The sequence below is a fragment of the Azohydromonas australica DSM 1124 genome (genome assembly GCF_000430725.1).
Classification (GTDB): Bacteria; Pseudomonadota; Gammaproteobacteria; order Burkholderiales; family Burkholderiaceae_C; genus Azohydromonas; species Azohydromonas australica.
The window spans coordinates 1-17,164 of sequence record NZ_AUMO01000117.1 but is presented as its reverse complement, the minus strand read 5'-3'; the positions used below and the strand labels follow the sequence as shown (position 1 = coordinate 17,164).

The 17,164-nt window shown below is 69.7% G+C and carries 15 protein-coding genes, 2 rRNA genes and 1 pseudogene; 10 read left to right on the top strand and 8 right to left on the bottom strand.

All coding sequences use genetic code 11. The features are described 5' to 3' along the window. The 3 genes from H537_RS0117405 to H537_RS43815 all read left to right on the top strand — a co-directional run. Positions 1–75 (top strand): 23S ribosomal RNA (locus H537_RS0117405); the annotation flags it as partial. A 132-nt stretch (positions 76–207) separates the two neighbouring features. Next, positions 208–320 (top strand): 5S ribosomal RNA (rrf, locus tag H537_RS0117400). 185 nt (positions 321–505) lie between these two features. Then, complete coding sequence (locus tag H537_RS43815) at positions 506–1,369, top strand: hypothetical protein (protein WP_051242873.1); 864 nt, start codon at positions 506–508, stop codon at positions 1,367–1,369. A 4-nt stretch (positions 1,370–1,373) separates the two neighbouring features. Here H537_RS43815 and H537_RS0117385 read toward each other — a convergent pair whose 3' ends face one another. Genes H537_RS0117385 through H537_RS0117375 form a run of 3 tightly spaced genes read right to left on the bottom strand, consistent with a single transcriptional unit; the run spans position 1,374 to position 4,543 of the window. Further along, positions 1,374–2,765: an MATE family efflux transporter gene (locus tag H537_RS0117385; RefSeq protein WP_043459091.1), complete on the bottom strand. Its 1,392-nt coding sequence runs from the start codon at positions 2,763–2,765 to the stop codon at positions 1,374–1,376. 4 nt (positions 2,766–2,769) lie between these two features. Then, complete coding sequence (locus H537_RS0117380; RefSeq protein ID WP_028998884.1) at positions 2,770–3,201, bottom strand: DUF3717 domain-containing protein; 432 nt, start codon at positions 3,199–3,201, stop codon at positions 2,770–2,772. Positions 3,202–3,226: 25 nt separating this feature from the next. Further along, positions 3,227–4,543, bottom strand: coding sequence for a tryptophan--tRNA ligase (locus tag H537_RS0117375; protein ID WP_028998883.1), 1,317 nt, complete (start codon positions 4,541–4,543; stop codon positions 3,227–3,229). A 76-nt stretch (positions 4,544–4,619) separates the two neighbouring features. Between H537_RS0117375 and purN the strand changes: the two genes are divergently transcribed. The 3 genes from purN to H537_RS0117360 all read left to right on the top strand — a co-directional run bounded on the left by purN (position 4,620) and on the right by H537_RS0117360 (position 8,030). After that, positions 4,620–5,246, top strand: a complete 627-nt coding sequence (gene purN, locus H537_RS0117370) for a phosphoribosylglycinamide formyltransferase (RefSeq protein WP_028998882.1) — start codon at positions 4,620–4,622, stop codon at positions 5,244–5,246. 79 nt (positions 5,247–5,325) lie between these two features. Continuing rightward, the gene (locus H537_RS0117365) at positions 5,326–6,585 is read left to right on the top strand and encodes an RsmB/NOP family class I SAM-dependent RNA methyltransferase (protein ID WP_028998881.1); all 1,260 of its coding nucleotides are present in this window, start codon (positions 5,326–5,328) and stop codon (positions 6,583–6,585) included. 221 nt (positions 6,586–6,806) lie between these two features. Beyond that, positions 6,807–8,030 carry a DesA family fatty acid desaturase gene (locus H537_RS0117360; RefSeq protein ID WP_028998880.1) on the top strand — a complete coding sequence of 408 codons (1,224 nt, stop codon included), beginning with the start codon at positions 6,807–6,809 and terminating at the stop codon, positions 8,028–8,030. Between the two features lie 291 nt (positions 8,031–8,321). Here the strand turns inward: H537_RS0117360 and rpmG are convergent, their stop codons facing one another. The 3 genes from rpmG to trxB all read right to left on the bottom strand — a co-directional run bounded on the left by rpmG (position 8,322) and on the right by trxB (position 10,007). Next, entirely contained in the window at positions 8,322–8,492 is a 171-nt protein-coding gene (rpmG, locus tag H537_RS0117355; RefSeq protein ID WP_028998879.1) for a 50S ribosomal protein L33, read from the bottom strand. Positions 8,493–8,521: 29 nt separating this feature from the next. After that, positions 8,522–8,755 (bottom strand): 50S ribosomal protein L28, encoded by a 234-nt coding sequence (rpmB, locus tag H537_RS0117350; RefSeq protein ID WP_028998878.1) that lies wholly within the window; start codon positions 8,753–8,755, stop codon positions 8,522–8,524. A 295-nt stretch (positions 8,756–9,050) separates the two neighbouring features. Then, positions 9,051–10,007, bottom strand: coding sequence for a thioredoxin-disulfide reductase (gene trxB, locus H537_RS0117345; protein WP_028998877.1), 957 nt, complete (start codon positions 10,005–10,007; stop codon positions 9,051–9,053). A 208-nt stretch (positions 10,008–10,215) separates the two neighbouring features. On the opposite strand from trxB, the gene H537_RS0117340 reads away from it, so the two are divergent. The 3 genes from H537_RS0117340 (at position 10,216) to lolA (ending at position 14,451) form a co-directional block, all read left to right on the top strand. Then, entirely contained in the window at positions 10,216–10,887 is a 672-nt protein-coding gene (locus H537_RS0117340; protein WP_028998876.1) for a Crp/Fnr family transcriptional regulator, read from the top strand. Positions 10,888–11,023: 136 nt separating this feature from the next. Beyond that, entirely contained in the window at positions 11,024–13,768 is a 2,745-nt protein-coding gene (locus tag H537_RS56525; protein ID WP_169517033.1) for a DNA translocase FtsK, read from the top strand. Positions 13,769–13,776: 8 nt separating this feature from the next. Next, positions 13,777–14,451, top strand: a complete 675-nt coding sequence (gene lolA / locus H537_RS0117330; RefSeq protein WP_084150764.1) for an outer membrane lipoprotein periplasmic chaperone LolA — start codon at positions 13,777–13,779, stop codon at positions 14,449–14,451. A gap of 15 nt (positions 14,452–14,466) precedes the next feature. Here lolA and H537_RS0117325 read toward each other — a convergent pair whose 3' ends face one another. Further along, the gene (locus H537_RS0117325) at positions 14,467–15,840 is read right to left on the bottom strand and encodes a sensor histidine kinase (RefSeq protein WP_028998874.1); all 1,374 of its coding nucleotides are present in this window, start codon (positions 15,838–15,840) and stop codon (positions 14,467–14,469) included. Positions 15,841–15,862: 22 nt separating this feature from the next. Continuing rightward, the gene (locus H537_RS0117320; protein WP_028998873.1) at positions 15,863–16,546 is read right to left on the bottom strand and encodes a response regulator; all 684 of its coding nucleotides are present in this window, start codon (positions 16,544–16,546) and stop codon (positions 15,863–15,865) included. Positions 16,547–16,827: 281 nt separating this feature from the next. On the opposite strand from H537_RS0117320, the pseudogene H537_RS43805 reads away from it, so the two are divergent. After that, positions 16,828–17,164, top strand: a pseudogene (locus H537_RS43805) (hypothetical protein); the annotation flags it as partial.

Here is a 17,164-nt window from a genome sequence, read left to right as displayed (position 1 = left end):
CGTTGATAGGCTGGGTGTGGAAGCGCGGTAACGCGTTAAGCTGACCAGTACTAATTGCCCGTGAGGCTTGACCCTATAACTTTGACGAAGCAGTCAAAGACGAGAATTTGAAGTTGTTGCCCCAAGACGGCGACGCAATCAATAAAGCTGATAGACTCTGTGAATTGGCTCAACTGCTGAACGAAGCAGTTGGGCAAAAAGTTCAAGCCTGATGACCATAGCGAGGTGGTCCCACCCCTTCCCATCCCGAACAGGATCGTGAAACACCTCAGCGCCGATGATAGTGCGGATTCCCGTGTGAAAGTAGGACATCGTCAGGCTAATATCCCAGCGAACGCCCCGACCAGAATATGGTCGGGGCGTTTTGCTTTGTGCTGACCAAAACGACGGTGAAACACGAGACCTGCACCGTCAAAATGTCGGTTATGCACATACCAGCCCTGTGGCTGGTGTCCATCTGGATAGTGAATGGAGTGTGAAAGGCATGCACAGCCATCAATGGACAGTGCCGCTGGCGATGGCGGCATGCCTTTCCTGTTCACCTGCCTGGCCGGCCGAGCCGCCTGTGCCCGAGGGTTCCAATGCTGCCTGCGAAGCCACAGCACAGGCTCTGCTGCAGGCCCAGCAGCGCGTCGATCAGCTCGTGGCGGCGCATCAGCAACGCGTGGGAAACAACGCCATCGCTACGGGTGCCGCTTTCATTTTCTTGCCGGCCCTGCTCGCATTGCGCATGGATCCCAGTCACGAACGGGAACTGCGGGCGGCACAGACGCAAGTGGACTCACTGCTGCGCGACGCAGATGCCCAGAGCTGTGGCGACGTGCAGCGCTTGCCCGCGGCGGAGCTGGCCACGCTGCCCATCGGCGTCGGGGACGTGTTCGTCTATTCGGAGCACGTCGGCCAAGCGATACCCCGCACGCTGCGGCTCCGCGTGTCGAGCCTGGAGCGCCGGCAATTCGTCTTCGAGTGGGCGTCCGATGCCGGCTCGGGCCCCTGGGTGCAGGACCGCGCTGGCAACGTGCTGGCCATGCCGGAGGGACCGCTCGTGTATTGGCGCAACCTGCTGTCCACGCAGCCGAAGCCGTCCCAGCGCCTGTCCGGCGAGGTCAGTAACGTCAACAACGCTACGGCTCGCGTGCAATCCCAGCTCGTGGCGGAGCATGTGAAAACGCCTTTTGGCAACCGCTTCGACCCGGTGGTCATGGAACTCCGGGGCGAGATCGAGCCGGGCTCGCCACCGCCGCAGGTGGAGGGCGTGATGGTGGTGGACCGCCGCAGCGGCTTGCTGCTGCGCCTGGAGCTGCACAGTGCCGACCCTCAGTTCGACCTGGAGCGCCGCCTGGTGCACATCGAGCCGGCGCCGCGCTGAAGGCTCAAGGCCGGGCAAGCGCGGACACGAGGCCGCGGCGGTTCACCCGGGCCAGCAACAGCGCCAATGCCGCCGCCGCGGCGATCAGGCCCGCAGCAGCGGCGCTCCAGAAGCCTCTGGCGCCCTGGAACGCTGCCGTGTCCAGCCCGAGGCCTCCAAAGGCGAGCAGATAACCACCGCCCAGTCCCAGCACCCACACCGCCAGGGCGTAGATCAGCATCGGCAGCGTCGTGACGTGCCAAGCGCGCAGCACCGAGGCCACCACCGCCTGCACCGCGTCGCCCAAATGGAACAGCGACAGCCAGCCCAGCAGCGGCAAGGCGGCAGCGGCCACGGCGGCCTCGTGCGTGTACAGGCCGACGATGGCCGGGCGGGCGATGAACAGCAGCAGACCCAGCGTCAGGGCGCCGATCGCCGCGATCTGCACACCGCGCCAGCCCAGGCGGCAGGCGCCCGCCGGGTCCTCGGCGCCGATGCGCTGCGCTACCAGCGTGCCGCAGGCGTTGCCGATGGCCAGCGGCAGCATGTAGAGCAGGCCCGCCAAGTTGGCCGCGATCTGGTGGCCGGCTACCGGCAGCGTGCCCAGGCGCGAGATGAAGAACGCCATGAAAGTGAAGCCGGTGACCTCCACCACGATGGACAGGCCCATGGGCACGCCCAGCTTCAGCAGCGCTTTCAGCGACGCCCACTGCGGCCGCCGCAGCCCCCGCAGCCTGAAGGGCGCATAGAACGGATCCCGGCGCAGCAGGCCCAGTGCCGCCAGTGCCTGCAGCCACATCAGCACGGCCGTGGCGATGCCGCAGCCCGTCACGCCCAGCGCCGGCAGCTCCCAGCCGGGCTGCCCGAAGACCAGCAGCCAGGACAGCGGCAGCTTCAGCACCAGTGCGCTGACCTGCAGCACCATCACGGCCTTGGGCCGCGACACCGCGGTGTTGAAGCCGCGGAAGACGGCAAACAGCAGCGCGGCCGGCAGCGCGCAGGCCAGCGCCGCCATGTAGCCGCGCGCGCGCAGCGCCACTTCGGGCGTGGCCTGCGCCAGGGACAGGAAGGGCTGTGGAAAGGCCAGCAGCGCGCAGCCTGGCACTGCCAGTGCCAGTGCCAGCCAGAACGCCTGCTGCAGCTGGGCGCCGGCCTCGGGCAGGCGCCGCGCGCCGAACAGCCGCCCGGCAATGGGCCCGATGGCGATCACCACGCCCATGAGCCCGATGAAGACGCTGATGTAGGCGGCCGAGCCCACGGCCAGCGCCGCCAGGTCACGCGCGTCGTGGCGTGCCAGCAGCAGCGTGTCGATGGTCGAGAAGGCCAGCACCGCGGCCTGGCCCACGAACACCGGCCAGGCCAGGGCGGTGATGTGCCGCAGGTCCTGCTTGAGGGTGGGCGCTGCGGCGTCCGTCAAGGGCTCAGTCCCGCGGCGGCGGCTCGGCAGGGGCGGGCGCGGCGCGCTCGGCGTAGCGGTTGAAGCGCCAAGCCGTGCCCTGCAGCGTGATGCGGCGCCAGGTGGCGCGCTTCTCGGCCGGCGTCATGCGCGGCCAGTGCTGCACCTCGTCGAAGCTGCGGCCGCAGCCCTTGCAGACTTCGTCGCCCTGGCTGGTGGAGCAGATGGCAATGCAGGGCGCATCGGGCGTGGAGGCGTACCAGTCCAGCCACGCCATCAGCGCTTCGGCCGTCATGGCGTCTTCCTCCTGCTCCTCGCGGCGCTCGTAGACCATGAGTGCGTAGACCTCGGCCAGCGCCTGCACTTCAGCGCAGGCGTTGATGCCGTCGGGCGAGGGGGAGCGGCGGCGCCACCAGTTGATGGCCGCCTCGATGTCGAGGAGATGGATCCCGGCCATGCGGAACAAGGTATTGGAAAAAGCTTCAGTCCTGCGCGGCCACCAGCGTCGCCAGGGCCGCTTCCACCTGCGCGCGCTCGGCGCTGGCATCCCACTGCACCGGCGCGCCTTCGAGCGCCGCGGCGCCTTCGGTCTTGAGCCGCTTGACCCAGGCGCCGGCTTCGCGTCCTTCGGTGATTGGCGTGCTCTGCAGCAGCACCGCGCCCTGTGGGCTGGTGAGCTTGAAGAAGAAGGCGCCGCCCTCGCGGTACTGCTTGAAATCCGGCAGCGCGGCCTTGGCCGTCGCCACCTTGGCCTTGGCGGGCGCGGCCACCGCCACCATTGGCCGCAGGCCCACGGCGTGGCGCAGCTCGGCCAGGAAGGGCGTGGCCACCGCGCGCGCCTTGCGCGCGCCTTCCTGCAGCGCTTCCTCGATGCGCTCCGGATGCGCCATCAGCTCGGCGTAGCGCGCGCGCAGGGGGCCGATCTCGCCCTCGATCAGTGCCACCAGCCGCTGCTTGGCCTCGCCCCAGGCCAGGCCCGCGCGCAGCTCAGCGCGGAAGGCCTGGCGCGCGGCGTCGTCCGCGGCGAAGGCATCGAAGATCGTCACGAGGTGCGAGCTGTCCGGGTCCTTGGGCTCGCCGGGCAGGCGCGAGTCGGTGACGATGCGCGCCACCGCCTCCTTCAGCCCCTTCTCGCCGCCTTCGAACAGCGGGATGGTGTTGTCGTAGCTCTTGGACATCTTGCGGCCGTCCAGGCCGGGCAGCGTCGCCACCGCCTCCTCGATCTCCGCCTGCGGCAGCACGAACAGCTCGCGCCCGGCGCCGAAGAGGTGGTTGAAGCGCTGCGCCACGTCGCGCGCCATCTCGATGTGCTGCACCTGGTCGCGTCCGACGGGCACGCGGTGCGCGTTGAACATCAGGATGTCGGCCGCCATGAGGATGGGGTAGCAGTACAGGCCCATGGTCACGCCGGCGTCGATGTCCTCGCCCGCGGCGACGTTGACGTCCGTGGCGGCCTTGTAGGCGTGGGCGCGGTTCATCTGCCCCTTGGCGGTGACGCAGGTCAGCAGCCAGGTCAGCTCGGTGATCTCGGGAATGTCGCTCTGGCGGTAGAAGGTCACGCGCTGCGTGTCCAGCCCGGCCGCCAGCCAGGTGGCGGCGAGCTCCAGCCGCGAGCGCTCGATGCGCGCCGGGTCGTCGCACTTGATCAGCGCGTGGTAGTCGGCCAGGAAGAAGAAGCTTTCCACGCCCGGCGCGCGGCTGGCGGCGATCGCCGGCCGAATGGCGCCGACGTAGTTGCCCAGGTGCGGCGTGCCGGTAGTGGTGATGCCGGTGAGAACGCGTTCGGTCTTGTTGGCCATGAGGCGGAAGGCTGCAGGTAGGCGGCGCGGGAGGAAAACCGGCCATTCTAAGGAGGCGGCTAAACTCGCGGCCCCCATGAAGCGCATCGTCATCCTGATCTCCGGCCGCGGTTCCAACATGCAGGCCGTGGCCGAAGCCTGTGCCCGCGAGGGCTGGCCCGCCACCGTCGCCGCCGTCATCTCCAACCGTCCGCAAGCCGCCGGGCTGGCCTGGGCCGCCGAGCGCGGCATCGCCACGGCCGTGGTGGACCACCAGCGCTTCGAGTCGCGCGAGGCCTTCGACGCCGCGCTGCAGCAGGCCATCGACGCCTTCGAGCCCGACCTGCTGGTGCTGGGCGGCTTCATGCGCATCCTGGGCGCGGACTTCACCCGCCACTACGCGGGGCGCATGCTCAACATCCATCCCTCGCTGCTGCCGGCCTTCACTGGGCTGCACACGCACCGGCGCGCGATCCAGGCCGGCTGCAAGGTGGCCGGCGCCACCGTGCACTTCGTCACCGCCGAGCTCGACCACGGCCCGATCGTGGCGCAGGCCGTGGTGCCGGTGCTGCCCGGGGACGACGAGGGCGCGCTGGCCGCGCGCGTGCTGCAGCAGGAGCACAAGCTCTACCCGATGGCGGTGCGCTGGTTCGTCGAAGGCCAGCTGCGCTTCGAGAGCGAGGTCGTGCACCACGCCGGCGGCGCGGCGCAGTGCCTGTTCTGAGCTGAAGCGAGGCCGTTCCGGAGCCGCGCAGCAGCCCCGGACGCCGGTCAATGGTGCGACGGCTGGGATAATCCCGGAAATGCATCCGAATGCCCTGCTGGACCTGAGCACCGAACTGCTGCGGGCCGTACTGAAACTCGACCAACCCGCCGACGCCGTCGTGTCGGCCTTCTTCCGCCGCCAGGCCAAGCTGGGGTCGCGCGAGCGCCACGCCCTGGCCGAGACCACCTACCACGTGCTGCGGCACCGGCTGCGCCTGCAGCACCTGGCGCAAAGCGGCAGCGGCGCCATCGAGCGCCGGCTGGCGATCCTGGGCTGGCAGGGCACGCCCGGCGTGCTGCAGTCCGCGCTGGGGCCCAACGAGCAGCAGTGGCTGCAGCACGTGCAGGCGCTCGACCTGTCCACGATGCCCGACAAGCTGCGCCACAACCTGCCGGACTGGATCGCCGCGCCGCTGCGCGAGCGTCTGGGCGAGGAGGAGTTCATGACGCTGGCCGGCGCGCTCAACGAGGGCGCGCCGCTGGACCTGCGCGTCAACCTGCTCAAGAGCAAGCGCGAGGAGGCGCTGGCGGCGCTGCAGGCCGCGGGCATCGCCGCTCAGCCCACGCCCTATTCGCCCTGGGGCCTGCGCGTGCAGGGCAAGCCGGCGCTGAACAAGCTGGAAATCTTCACCAGCGGCGCGGTCGAGGTGCAGGACGAGGGCAGCCAGCTGCTGGCGCTGCTGTTGGCGCCCAAGCGCAGCGAGATGGTGGTGGACTTCTGCGCCGGTGCCGGCGGCAAGACGCTGGCGCTGGGCGCGGCCATGCGCAACACCGGGCGCCTCTATGCCTTCGACGTCTCGGGCAACCGGCTCGATGCGCTCAAGCCGCGGCTGGCGCGCAGCGGGCTGTCCAACGTCTACCCGGCGCAGCTTGTGCACGAGCGCGATGACCGTGTGAAGCGCCTGGCCGGCAAGATCGACCGCGTGCTGGTCGACGCGCCGTGCTCGGGGTTGGGCACGCTGCGCCGCAACCCGGACCTGAAATGGCGCCAGTCGCCGCTGGCGGTGCAGGAGCTGCGCGGCAAGCAGGCGGCCATCCTGGCGAGCGCTGCGCGGCTGGTGAAGAGCGGCGGGCGGCTGGTCTACGCTACCTGCAGCCTGCTGCCGGCCGAGAACGAGGACATCGCCCGCGAGTTCAGCGCCGCGCATCCGGAGTTCGAAATGCTGGACGCCGCCGAGCTGCTGGCCCAGGCGCAGTTGCCGCAGGCCGAGAGCCTGGTGAGCGAGGGCTTCCTGCGGCTGTGGCCGCATCGCCATGCCACCGATGGCTTCTTCGCAGCGGCCTGGCAGCGCCGCTGAAGCGACGGCTGGCGCCGAGAAAGGCGCTCCGCAGGCATCCGGCCTGCTCATGCCTTTTGATGCGGCGCAGAGTGCCGAAGCGTTGGCAGGCCGGGGAGTGCGGTTTGGACCGTGTGATTTGTGGTACGCAAATCCAAGGCCAATGCAGCGCTGTAGGCCGCCATCAGGGATCACCCCCGTAAAATTCGCGCCGCCCGATTGGGGGCACGAGGCTTGGACACATGAACGAACTTTTGGTGGTGCGCGACGCGCTGTTGCAGTGGCTGGCTTATGGCCTGACGAAGGCCAGTTGGTGGCAGGTGCTGCTGTATACGCTGGTGGTGACGCACGTGACGATCCTGTCCGTGACGATCTTCCTGCACCGCTCGCAGGCCCACCGGGCGCTGGACTTGCATCCGCTGCCGGCGCACTTCTTCCGCTTCTGGCTGTGGATGACCACCGGCATGGTGACCAAGCAGTGGGTGGCCATCCACCGCAAGCACCACGCCAAGTGCGAGACCGAGGAAGACCCGCACAGCCCGCAGACGCGCGGCATCAAGACCGTGCTGCTGCAGGGTGCTGAGCTCTACCGCGCCGAGGCCAAGGTGCCCGAGACGATGAAGAAGTACGGGCACAACACGCCCGACGACTGGATCGAGCGCAACCTCTACACCCGCCACAGCGCGCTGGGCGTGTCGCTGATGCTGATCATCAACGTCGCGCTGTTCGGCGCCCTCGGCCTGTCGGTGTGGGCGGTGCAGATGCTGTGGATCCCCATCAACGCCGCCGGCATCATCAACGGCATCGGCCACTACTGGGGCTACCGCAACTTCGAGGCGCCTGACGCCTCCACCAACGTCTCGCCCTGGGGCATCGTCATCGGCGGCGAAGAGCTGCACAACAACCACCACACCTACCCGACCTCGGCCAAGTTCTCGATCAAGCCTTTCGAGTTCGACATTGGCTGGGGTTACATCCGCGCGATGGAAATGGTGGGCCTGGCCAAGGTGCGCAAGACCGCGCCGCAGATGAAGCTGGGCGCCGTCAAGCCGGTGGCGGACGGCAAGACGCTGGAAGCCATCATCGCCAACCGCTACGAAGTGATGGCGCGCTACGGCAAGGAGCTCAAGCGCGCCTGTGCTGCCGAGTTGGAGCATCTGAAGGCGCAGGGTGCGCAGAACACGCCCAAGTGGGCCGAGCTGAGCGTTGCCAAGCGCTGGCTGCACCGTGACGACGACAAGATCCCCAGCGCCGTGAAGCCGCAAATGGAGCGCGCGCTGTCCGCCAGCCCGGCGCTGACCAAGCTGGTGGTGATGCGCGAGGAGCTGCGCCAGCTCTGGACCCGCACCAACGTCTCCGCCGAGCAGCTGGTGCTGGACCTGCAGGCCTGGTGCCACCGCGCCGAGGAAAGCGGCATCGCCGCGCTGCAGGATTTCTCCCGCAAGCTGCGCGCCGTGCACGCCTGACGTTCTTTCCCGCCCCGGATACGAAAAAGCCCGCTCGCGCGGGCTTTTTTCTTGGGGGTCCTCATCTTTGGCGCAGAAGAGCCGGCTGGTGGCGGATGGGGCATGGGTCCGGTCGGGCCGGAGCGATTGGGTGGTGGAGGCCTTGGCTTCGGGTTGCTTAACGGCAGAGGCCGTCTGGGCGGGAAGGTGGGCAGCGCTTCCTGGCAAGGCTGCAAGGGGAGGGAGCGCTTTCGAGCGTCCAAAAGAAAAGGCCCGCTGCTGCGGGCCTTTTTGCGCGGACCTGGGGACAGGTCACTTCAGCTTGATTTCCTTGTACAGGACGTGCTTGCGCGCCTTGGGGTCGAACTTCATGAATTCGAGCTTTTCGGGCGTCGTCTTCTTGTTCTTGTTGGTCGTGTAGAAGTGACCCGTGCCGGCCGTCGATTCCAGCTTGATCTTTTCGCGTCCGCCTTTGGTGGCCATGATGTGCTCCTAGTGGTTGCAGCGGCTGATTACAGCTCGCCCTTGGCGCGCAGGTCGGCGACGACCTGGTCGATGCCGACCTTGTCGATCAGGCGCAGCGCGGCGTTGGACACGCGCAGGCGGATGAAGCGGTTCTCGCTCTCCATCCAGAAGCGACGGTACTGCAGGTTCGGCAGGAAGCGACGCTTGGTTTTGTTGTTGGCGTGGGAGACGTTATTCCCCACCATCGGGCGCTTGCCCGTGACTTGACAGACGCGTGCCATGACGCTTCTCCACTTTCTCTCGGATTTCGGGAGCGGTGCGCAGCGCAGGAGACCGGCAACTTCAGCCCATCCATGGGTCAGGCTTGGCCCAGCCCCCTGATGCACACCCTTCGAGGGCTCGCGCCGATGTCCGGATCGTGAGATCCCGCAACCACAGGCGAGCCGCTTCTCGGCAAAGACGGCGATTATAGCCACAAACGGTCGGGCCCTGGTGTGAGGGCTTCAGCCGTGGCCGGAAATCGCCTTGTCCCCCTCGGCGCGACGGCCCTCGGCCGGCCGCCGTGGAGGCTTTTCTTCAGGACTGCTGCTCCAGGAAGCGCTGCGCGTCCAGGGCCGCCATGCAGCCGGTGCCGGCACTGGTGATGGCTTGGCGGTAGACGTGGTCCTGCACGTCGCCGGCGGCGAAGACGCCGGGCACGCTGGTCATGGTGGCGAAGCCCTCGGAGCCGTTGCGGGTGAGGATGTAGCCGTCCTTCATCTCCAGCTGGCCTTCGAAGATCTGCGTGTTGGGCTGGTGACCCACGGCGATGAACACGCCTTGCAGCTTCAGCTCCTTGGTGAGGCCGTCCTGCGTGTTGCGCAGCCGCACGCCAGTGACGCCGCTCTGGTCGCCCAGCACCTCGTCCAGCGTGTGCCACAGGTGCAGCTCGATCTTGCCAGCAGCCACCTTCTCCATGACCTTGTCCACGAGGATCGGCTCGGCGCGGAACTTGTCGCGGCGGTGGATCAGGTGGACCTTGGCGGCGATGTTGGAGAGGTAGAGCGCATCCTCCACCGCCGTGTTGCCGCCACCGACCACGCAGGCCTCCTGGTCGCGGTAGAAGAAGCCGTCGCAGGTGGCGCAGCCCGAGACGCCGCGGCCCATGAACGCTTCCTCGCTGGGCAGGCCCAGGTACTTGGCGCTGGCGCCGGTGGCGATGACGAGCGTGTCGCAGGTGTAGGTGCCCGAGTCGCCCTTGAGCGTGAACGGGCGGCGGCTGAAGTCCACCGCGTTGATGTGATCGAACACGATCTGCGTGTTGAAGCGCTCGGCATGCTGCTGGAAGCGCTGCATCAGGTCTGGCCCCATCACGCCGGCAACGTCCGCGGGCCAGTTGTCCACTTCGGTGGTGGTCATCAGTTGGCCGCCTTGGGCCATGCCCGTCACCAGCACGGGCTTGAGGTTGGCGCGGGCAGCGTAGATGGCGGCGGTGTAGCCGGCGGGGCCGGAGCCCAGGATCAGGACCTGGGCATGTAGGGTGCTGTCATTCATGGCGGTGGGGTTTTCTTGGGGTCCGGTGCGGGGCGCAGGGCCGCCCCCGGGCGCGAAGTCTGACATGTCGCGTTGGCACCGGAATTTGGTCTTCTCAAACGCCACAATAGCCACTAGGTGCAGTGGAGGATTCAGCAGTGAGTCATCACACTGTGGCCTCACGCGTGGCGCACGAGCCGTCGTGGTGCCGTTTCTTGAAAGGATGCCGATGTCGCTGCTGCTGTCGAACCTGGACCTGATCCGTCGGGTGCCTCTGTTCTCGCTGTTGACCACCGAGCAAGCGCAGACCATTGCCGACAGCGTCGTGAAGCGACGCTTCCGGCGCGGTGAACTGGTGGTGGAGCAGGGCCGCAAGAGCAATGCGCTGTTCATCCTGCTCAACGGCCGGGCGCGGGTGCTCACCGCCGACGCGCGCGGGCGCGAGGTGATCCTGGCCGTGCTGCAGTCCGGGGACTACGTGGGCGAGATGAGTCTCATCGACAACGAGCCCCATTCCGCCACCGTGCGCGCCGAGGTGCAGACCGACATGCTGATCCTGGGCCGCCAGGAGTTCGCGCGCTGCCTGCCCGAGGGGTCGAGCCTGGCCTACGCGATCCTGCGCGGACTGGTGGCGCGGCTGCGCAATGCCGACCGCCAGATCGAGTCGCTGGCGCTGCTGGACGTGTACGGCCGCGTGGCGCGCACGCTGCTGGACATGGCCGAGGACGACAACGGCGTGAAGGTGATCCGCGGCAAGGTCTCGCGCCAGGACATGGCCAAGGTCGTGGGCGCCTCGCGCGAGATGGTCAGCCGCGTCATGAAGGACCTGGAAGAGCGCGGAATGATCGAGACGCAGGAAAGCGGCGCCGTCGTCCTCAAGGAGCGGCTGCTGGCCGACTGATTGAGGCTTTGAGGCGACCGCTCGCCCGGGCCGCTCCGGGCATGTGCGCTGGCGAATGAGCTGGCCGTGCCACGAGCTGAACGTATCCGGTAGTGAGCGCGGTAATAGGGCAAGGCGGCCGGGCCACAATTCGGGGATGAGCTTTCCGCTGGGTTCCCTTACCGAGTCCCCGTCCAACACCTACCGGCGCCGTCCCGGCGCGTCCACCGAAACCACCTTGCCCGCGCCGCCCCGTTGGCGCACGCAGCTGTGGCTCACGGGCGGCGCGATCCTGGGGTTGCTCGGCCTGCTGGCGCTGATCACGCACGACGGCGCGGATCCGGGCTTTTCCACTTCGGGCGACGGCCGCCCTCTGGTGAACAACCAAGTCGGCCTGCTGGGCGCCTGGGCGGCGGACCTGGGCCTGTTCCTGTTCGGCTGGTCCGTGTGGTGGCTGCCCATCATCGGCGTGCGGCTGTGGCTGGGCACGCTGGCGCGGCTGCTGCGAGGGGAGGGCGGACCGCCGCCGCGGCGGCTGGCGTTCTGCCTGGGCGTGGTGCTGCTGATGGCCGCGAGCTGCGCGCTGGAGTGGACGCGGCTGTACCGCTGGGAGTCCGGGCTGCCTGGCCATGCCGGGGGCGTGCTGGGCTACCTGCTGGGCCCCTGGAGTTTGAAATGGCTCGGCTTTGCCGGATCGGGCGTGGCCTGGATCGTGACGCTGGTGCTGGGCCTGGGGCTGTCGCTGCGCTTCTCGTGGGTGGCGCTGGCCGACCGCATCGGCGGCGCCGTGGAAGGCCTGTCGGAGGGCGTGCGCCAGACCGTCGAAGGCACGCTGGACCGCCTGGCCGGCCGCCGTGCCCTGCGCCAGCGCGAGCGCGAGGGCCGCGCCGCGCGCGAAGGCCAGGAAGCGCACTCGATCCGCATCGACCCGCCGCTGCAGGAGGAGCCGCCGGCGCCGGTCGCCGCCGAAGAGCCGCCGCGTCCGGCCCGCCGGCGCGCCGCGCCCGCCGTGAAGCCCGTTGACCTCGCCGAGCCGGTGCTGATGGACCTGGAGGACGTGATCGAGGTGGTTCCGCCGCCCGCCGCGGCCCCCGCCGCCCCGGCGGCCGAGGAGGTGGTGGACCTGCCGCCCAGCACCGCGGCCCCCGCGACCCCCGCGACCGCCGCCTCCGCCGCTGCTGCAGCCCCTGCCGCCGCCGAGCCCCGGCCGCCCGTGGCCGTCGATCCGCCCTGGGCCGATACCGCCGCCGGCCTCGACCTGGACGATGCCGACGAGGCCGCGCCGCAGCCGCCCCGGCCTGCGCCCGCGAGGCCCGCGGCCCCGGCCGCCGCCGTCCCGCCCGCGGCCAAGGCGCCCGCGAAGCCGGCAACCGTGGCGCCCATGCCGCGCGCCATCGTCAACGACGACGCCGTGCTGCCGCAGGTCGACCTGCTCGATGCCCCGCCGGCGCAGCGCGAGAGCGTCTCGCCCGAGACGCTGGAGATGACCTCGCGCCTGATCGAGAAGAAGCTCAAGGACTTCGGCGTGGAGGTGCGCGTCGTGGCGGCCTCGCCGGGGCCGGTGATCACGCGCTACGAGATCGAGCCCGCCACGGGCGTGAAGGGCTCGCAGATCGTCAACCTGGCCAAGGACCTGTCGCGCTCGCTGAGCCTGGTGAGCATCCGCGTGGTGGAGACCATTCCCGGGCGCACCACCATGGCGCTGGAGCTGCCCAACGCGCGGCGCCAGACGATTCGGCTGACCGAGATCCTGGACTCGCGCGCCTACCGCGAGGCGCAGTCGCTGCTGTCCATCGGCCTGGGCAAGGACATCGTGGGCGCGCCCGTGGTGGCCGACCTGGCCAAGATGCCGCACTGCCTGGTGGCCGGCACCACCGGCTCGGGCAAGTCGGTGGGCATCAACGCCATGATCCTGTCGCTGCTCTACAAGGCCGAGGCGGACGAGGTGAGGCTGATCCTCATCGACCCGAAGATGCTGGAGATGAGCGTCTACGAGGGCATTCCGCACCTGCTGTGCCCGGTGGTGACGGACATGAAGCAGGCCGCCAACGCGCTCAACTGGTGCGTGGGCGAGATGGAGCGGCGCTACAAGCTCATGTCCAAGCTCGGCGTGCGCAACCTCGCCGGCTACAACAAGAAGATCGACGAGGCCGCCGAGCGCGAGGAGCACATCCCCAACCCGTTCAGCCTCACGCCCGAGGAGCCCGAGCCGCTGGACCGGCTGCCCTTCGTGGTGGTCGTCATCGACGAGCTGGCCGACCTGATGATGGTGGTGGGCAAGAAGATCGAGGAATTGATCGCCCGCCTGGCGCAGAAGGCGCGCGCCGCCGGCATCCACCTCGTGCTGGCCACCCAGCGCCCCAGCGTGGACGTGATCACGGGCCTGATCAAGGCCAACATCCCGACGCGCCTGTCCTTCCAGGTCAGCTCCAAGATCGACTCGCGCACCATCCTCGACCAGATGGGCGCCGAGGCGCTGCTGGGGCAGGGCGACATGCTCTACCTCACGCCCGGCGGCGGCATCCCGGTGCGCGTGCACGGCGCCTTCGTCTCCGACGAGGAAGTGCACCGCGTGGTGGACTTCCTCAAGCAGCAGGGCGAGCCCAACTACATCGAGGGCATCCTGGAAGGCGGCGTGCTGGAGAGCGACGGCGGCAACGGCGTCACCAGCATCGGCGGCAGCGTGGACAGCGACGGCGAGTCCGACCCGATGTACGACCAGGCCGTGGCCATCGTGCTGCAGCACAAGCGCGCCTCAATCTCGCTGGTGCAGCGCCACCTGCGCATCGGCTACAACCGCGCCGCGCGGCTGCTGGAACAAATGGAGAAGTCCGGGCTCGTATCGGCCATGGCCACCAACGGCAACCGGGACATCATCGTCCCCAAGCGGGAAGAGGTATGAGCGAGCGCATGAGCAGCAGCACCAACGACACCCAGCGCGGCACGGGCCGCATCGGCGCGGGCCTGGGCCGGCGCTGGCTCCGGCCGCTGGCCGCCGCGGCGCTGCTGCTGGCCGCCGCGGGCGCGGCGCGCGCCGACGCGGTGGAGGCGCTGCGCGACTTCGTGCGCGAGGCCAAGACCGGCCGCGCCGCCTTCACCCAGACCGTGACCGCGCCCGACGGCGCCAAGAAGAAGATCTCCAGCGGCAGCTTCGAGTTCGCGCGCCCGAACCGCTTCCGCTTCGAGTACCGCAAGCCCTACGAGCAGCTCATCGTGGGCGACGGGCAGAAGGTGTGGATCTTCGACGCCGACCTGCAGCAGGCCAGCTCGCGGCCGCTGGCGCAGGCGCTGGGCTCCACGCCGGCGGCACTGCTGGCCGGCGGTGCGCTGGAGAAGGACTTCAACCTTTCCAACCTGCCTTCCGCGCAGGGGCTGGACTGGGTGCAGGCCACGCCGCGCGACAAGGAGACGGCCTTCCAGTCGCTGCGCGTGGCGTTCAAGGGCCGCACCCTGGCGGCCATCGAGATCGTGGACAGCTTCGGCCAGCACTCGCGGCTGGACTTCAACGAGCTGGCCACCAACGTCCCTGTCGCCCCGGAGAGCTTCCGGTTCGTGCCGCCCAAGGGCGTGGCGGTGGTGGAGTAACTCCACCGTCCGAAGTCAGGCGGCGCCGCTGCTGCCGCTGCTGTTGAACCTCAGCGTCACGCACGCCCCGCCGGCCTCCGAGACGCCCATGCTCACGCTGGCGCCGTGCAGCTCGGCGATCTCGCGCACGATGGCCAGCCCCAGGCCGCTGCCGTCGCCGCGCGCGCCGGGGCCGCGCACGAAGCGCTCGAACACCTGCTCGCGCTGGTCCTCGGGGACGCCCGGGCCGCTGTCGTTCACGCGCAGCGCCGGCGGCGAGAGCTCGAAATCGATCCACACCCGCCCGCCCGCGCCCGTGTAGCGCAGCGCGTTGTCGATCAGGTTGCCCAGCGCCTCGGCGATCAGCTCGGGCTGCACCGGCACCACCAGCGGCTGCTGCGGCGCCAGCAGCTCCAGCTCGATGCGCGCGTCGTAGGCGCGGTCGATGAAGGAGGCGCCCACGTCGCTGGCCAGCGCCACGAGGTCGGTGTCGAGGCAGTCCAGCGCGCCGCGCAGCTCCGGATCGAGCCGGCCCAGCGACAGCAGCTGCTGCACCATGCGCGCGCTGCGCTGGGTGTTCTGCTCCAGCTCGCGCAGCACGCGGCGCGTGGCCTCCAGGTCCGGCGCCTCGGCCGCGCGCGCCAGGCCCAGCTGCAGCCCCGTCAGCGGCGTGCGCAGCTGGTGCGCGGCGGTGGCGGCGAACTGGCGCTCGCGCGCGAGCATGTCGCGGATGCGCTGCAGCAGGTCGTTGAGCGCGGTGGCGAAGGGCATGAGCTCGCGCGGCATGTCGCTGGCCGGGATCGGGTCCAGCGAGGTGTGCGAGCGCTCGTTCCAGCGCGCGGCGATGGCCTCCAGCGGCCGGATCGAGCGCCGCACGCCCCAGACGATGGCGATGACCGCGGCGGCACCGGCCAGCAGCGCCACCGGCGCCAGCAGCACCACGATGTTGTCGCGCGTGCGCTCGCGCTTGAGCAGCGTCTCGCCCACCAGCGCCACGGCCTGGTGGCCCGCGCCGTCGTCCACCATCACGCGCGCCACGCTGGCCGGGTGGCCGTCGAGCACGGCGTCGAAGGCCATGCCGTGGAGGTAGTGGCGCTCGCGCGTGCCTTGCTGCGGCACGCCCGCATGGCCGCCCACGTGGCGCTCGCCCTGTTCCACCGCGTAGGCAGTGCGGTCCACCTCGTCGTAGGCCAGCATGCCCTCGGCCGCCGGCGGCAGCTCCAAATGCGCCTGGCCCTGCGCGTCGAAGTGCACCTGGCGCGACAGGGAATGCGCCGCATCGAGCAGCCAGCGGTCATAGACGCGGTCCGTGAAGCGCTGGGCCACGACCGTGGTCAGCACGCCCGTGGTGCCCACGATGGCCAGCAGCGGCAGCATCAGCCGCAGCAGCAGCTCGCGCTTGAGGCGCATGGTGCGTCGCCCGCAACCGGGCTCAGCCCACCGCCGCGGGCGCGTCCAGCACCAGCCGGTAGCCGAAGCCGCGCACGGTCTGGATCTCGGTGCCCGAGCCCGCGAGCTTGCGCCGCAGCCGTGACACGTAGACCTCCGCGGCGCTGTCGCCCACGTCCAGGTTGCGCTCGGCCAGGGCATCGATCAGCACGCGCTTGGGCACCACGTGCGGGGCGCGGCGCACCAGCAGTCCCAGCACCTCGAACTCGCGCGGCGACAGCTCCAGCTGCCGCCCGTCCACCAGCACTCGGCCCTCGCGGCCCAGCCAGCTGAGGTTGCCGAACTGCAGCAGCTCGCCGCGCGCGGCAGCGGCGCGGCGCGTGAGCACCTCCACGCGCGCATCCAGCTCCTCCGCCGCGAAGGGCTTCACCAGGTAGTCGTCGGCGCCGGCCTGCAGGCCTTCCACGCGATCGGCGACGCGGTCGCGCGCGGTGAGCACCAGCACGGGCGTGAGGCGGTTGCGCGCGCGCAGCCGCTGCAGCCAGTCCAGGCCGTCGCCGTCGGGCAGCCCGCGGTCCAGCACCACGAGGTCGTAGGCGCCGTCCTGCAGCGCCGCGTCTGCGTCGGCCAGCGAGGTGCAGTGCAGCACGGCCCATTCGCGTGCGCGCCAGCGCAGCGAGAGCTCATGGGCAATCACGGAGTCGTCTTCAATCAACAGCAGGCGCATGGAGGACAAGGCAGGAGACAGTCCGCAAGCCTAGCGCGGCCCGGGGCCATCCCTGGGGTCGGTCACTGCGTACCACGATGTGGCGCGAAGCCTGTCACGCACAGCCGGTCGATCGTGGCAAGTCGCTGTGGGGCGGGGGTTATTGATAGGTGTTTGCAAGCTCGCCTTCCCAGCATCGCGGGCTTATCGCCTTTGCCGGCTCTGCCGGCGAGGCTGGCTCGACAGCGTCGGGCCGTTGTCGTGGCCCACCGGCGTCTCCTTGGCGGAGCGTCACTTTCCGAATGCGCCTGTTTCCCCGTCTCCTGATCCTGCTGGCCTGGCCAGCCGCTGCCTGGGCCTGTCCGCCGCTGCCGCCCGAAGGCGCCGCCGCGCTGACGCCGGAGGCAGTGCGCGCGCGCGTGCCGCTGTGCCATCCCGACGTGCTGGCCGCCGAGCGCGCGCTGGGCGCCGCCGCGGCCGACGTGATCACCGCCGGCCAGCGCCCGAACCCGCAGCTCGGCCTGGGCGCGGGCAACCTGGGTCGCAACATGGGCAGCGGCTCGCTGTGGAACAAGGCTTTCGACCACCAGCTGCGCGTGGACCAGGTCATCGAGCGCGGCGGCAAGCCGCAGCTGCGCG

Coding starts and splice junctions, on each gene's coding strand:
- H537_RS0117380 (WP_028998884.1), bottom strand. CDS start 3,201: ATGGCCGGGATCCATCTCCTCGACATCGAGGCGGCCATCAACTGGTGG.
- H537_RS0117375 (WP_028998883.1), bottom strand. CDS start 4,543: ATGGCCAACAAGACCGAACGCGTTCTCACCGGCATCACCACTACCGGC.
- purN (WP_028998882.1), top strand. CDS start 4,620: ATGAAGCGCATCGTCATCCTGATCTCCGGCCGCGGTTCCAACATGCAG.
- H537_RS0117365 (WP_028998881.1), top strand. CDS start 5,326: ATGCATCCGAATGCCCTGCTGGACCTGAGCACCGAACTGCTGCGGGCC.
- H537_RS0117360 (WP_028998880.1), top strand. CDS start 6,807: ATGAACGAACTTTTGGTGGTGCGCGACGCGCTGTTGCAGTGGCTGGCT.
- rpmG (WP_028998879.1), bottom strand. CDS start 8,492: ATGGCCACCAAAGGCGGACGCGAAAAGATCAAGCTGGAATCGACGGCC.
- rpmB (WP_028998878.1), bottom strand. CDS start 8,755: ATGGCACGCGTCTGTCAAGTCACGGGCAAGCGCCCGATGGTGGGGAAT.
- trxB (WP_028998877.1), bottom strand. CDS start 10,007: ATGAATGACAGCACCCTACATGCCCAGGTCCTGATCCTGGGCTCCGGC.
- H537_RS0117340 (WP_028998876.1), top strand. CDS start 10,216: ATGTCGCTGCTGCTGTCGAACCTGGACCTGATCCGTCGGGTGCCTCTG.
- H537_RS56525 (WP_169517033.1), top strand. CDS start 11,024: ATGAGCTTTCCGCTGGGTTCCCTTACCGAGTCCCCGTCCAACACCTAC.
- lolA (WP_084150764.1), top strand. CDS start 13,777: ATGAGCAGCAGCACCAACGACACCCAGCGCGGCACGGGCCGCATCGGC.
- H537_RS0117325 (WP_028998874.1), bottom strand. CDS start 15,840: ATGCGCCTCAAGCGCGAGCTGCTGCTGCGGCTGATGCTGCCGCTGCTG.
- H537_RS0117320 (WP_028998873.1), bottom strand. CDS start 16,546: ATGCGCCTGCTGTTGATTGAAGACGACTCCGTGATTGCCCATGAGCTC.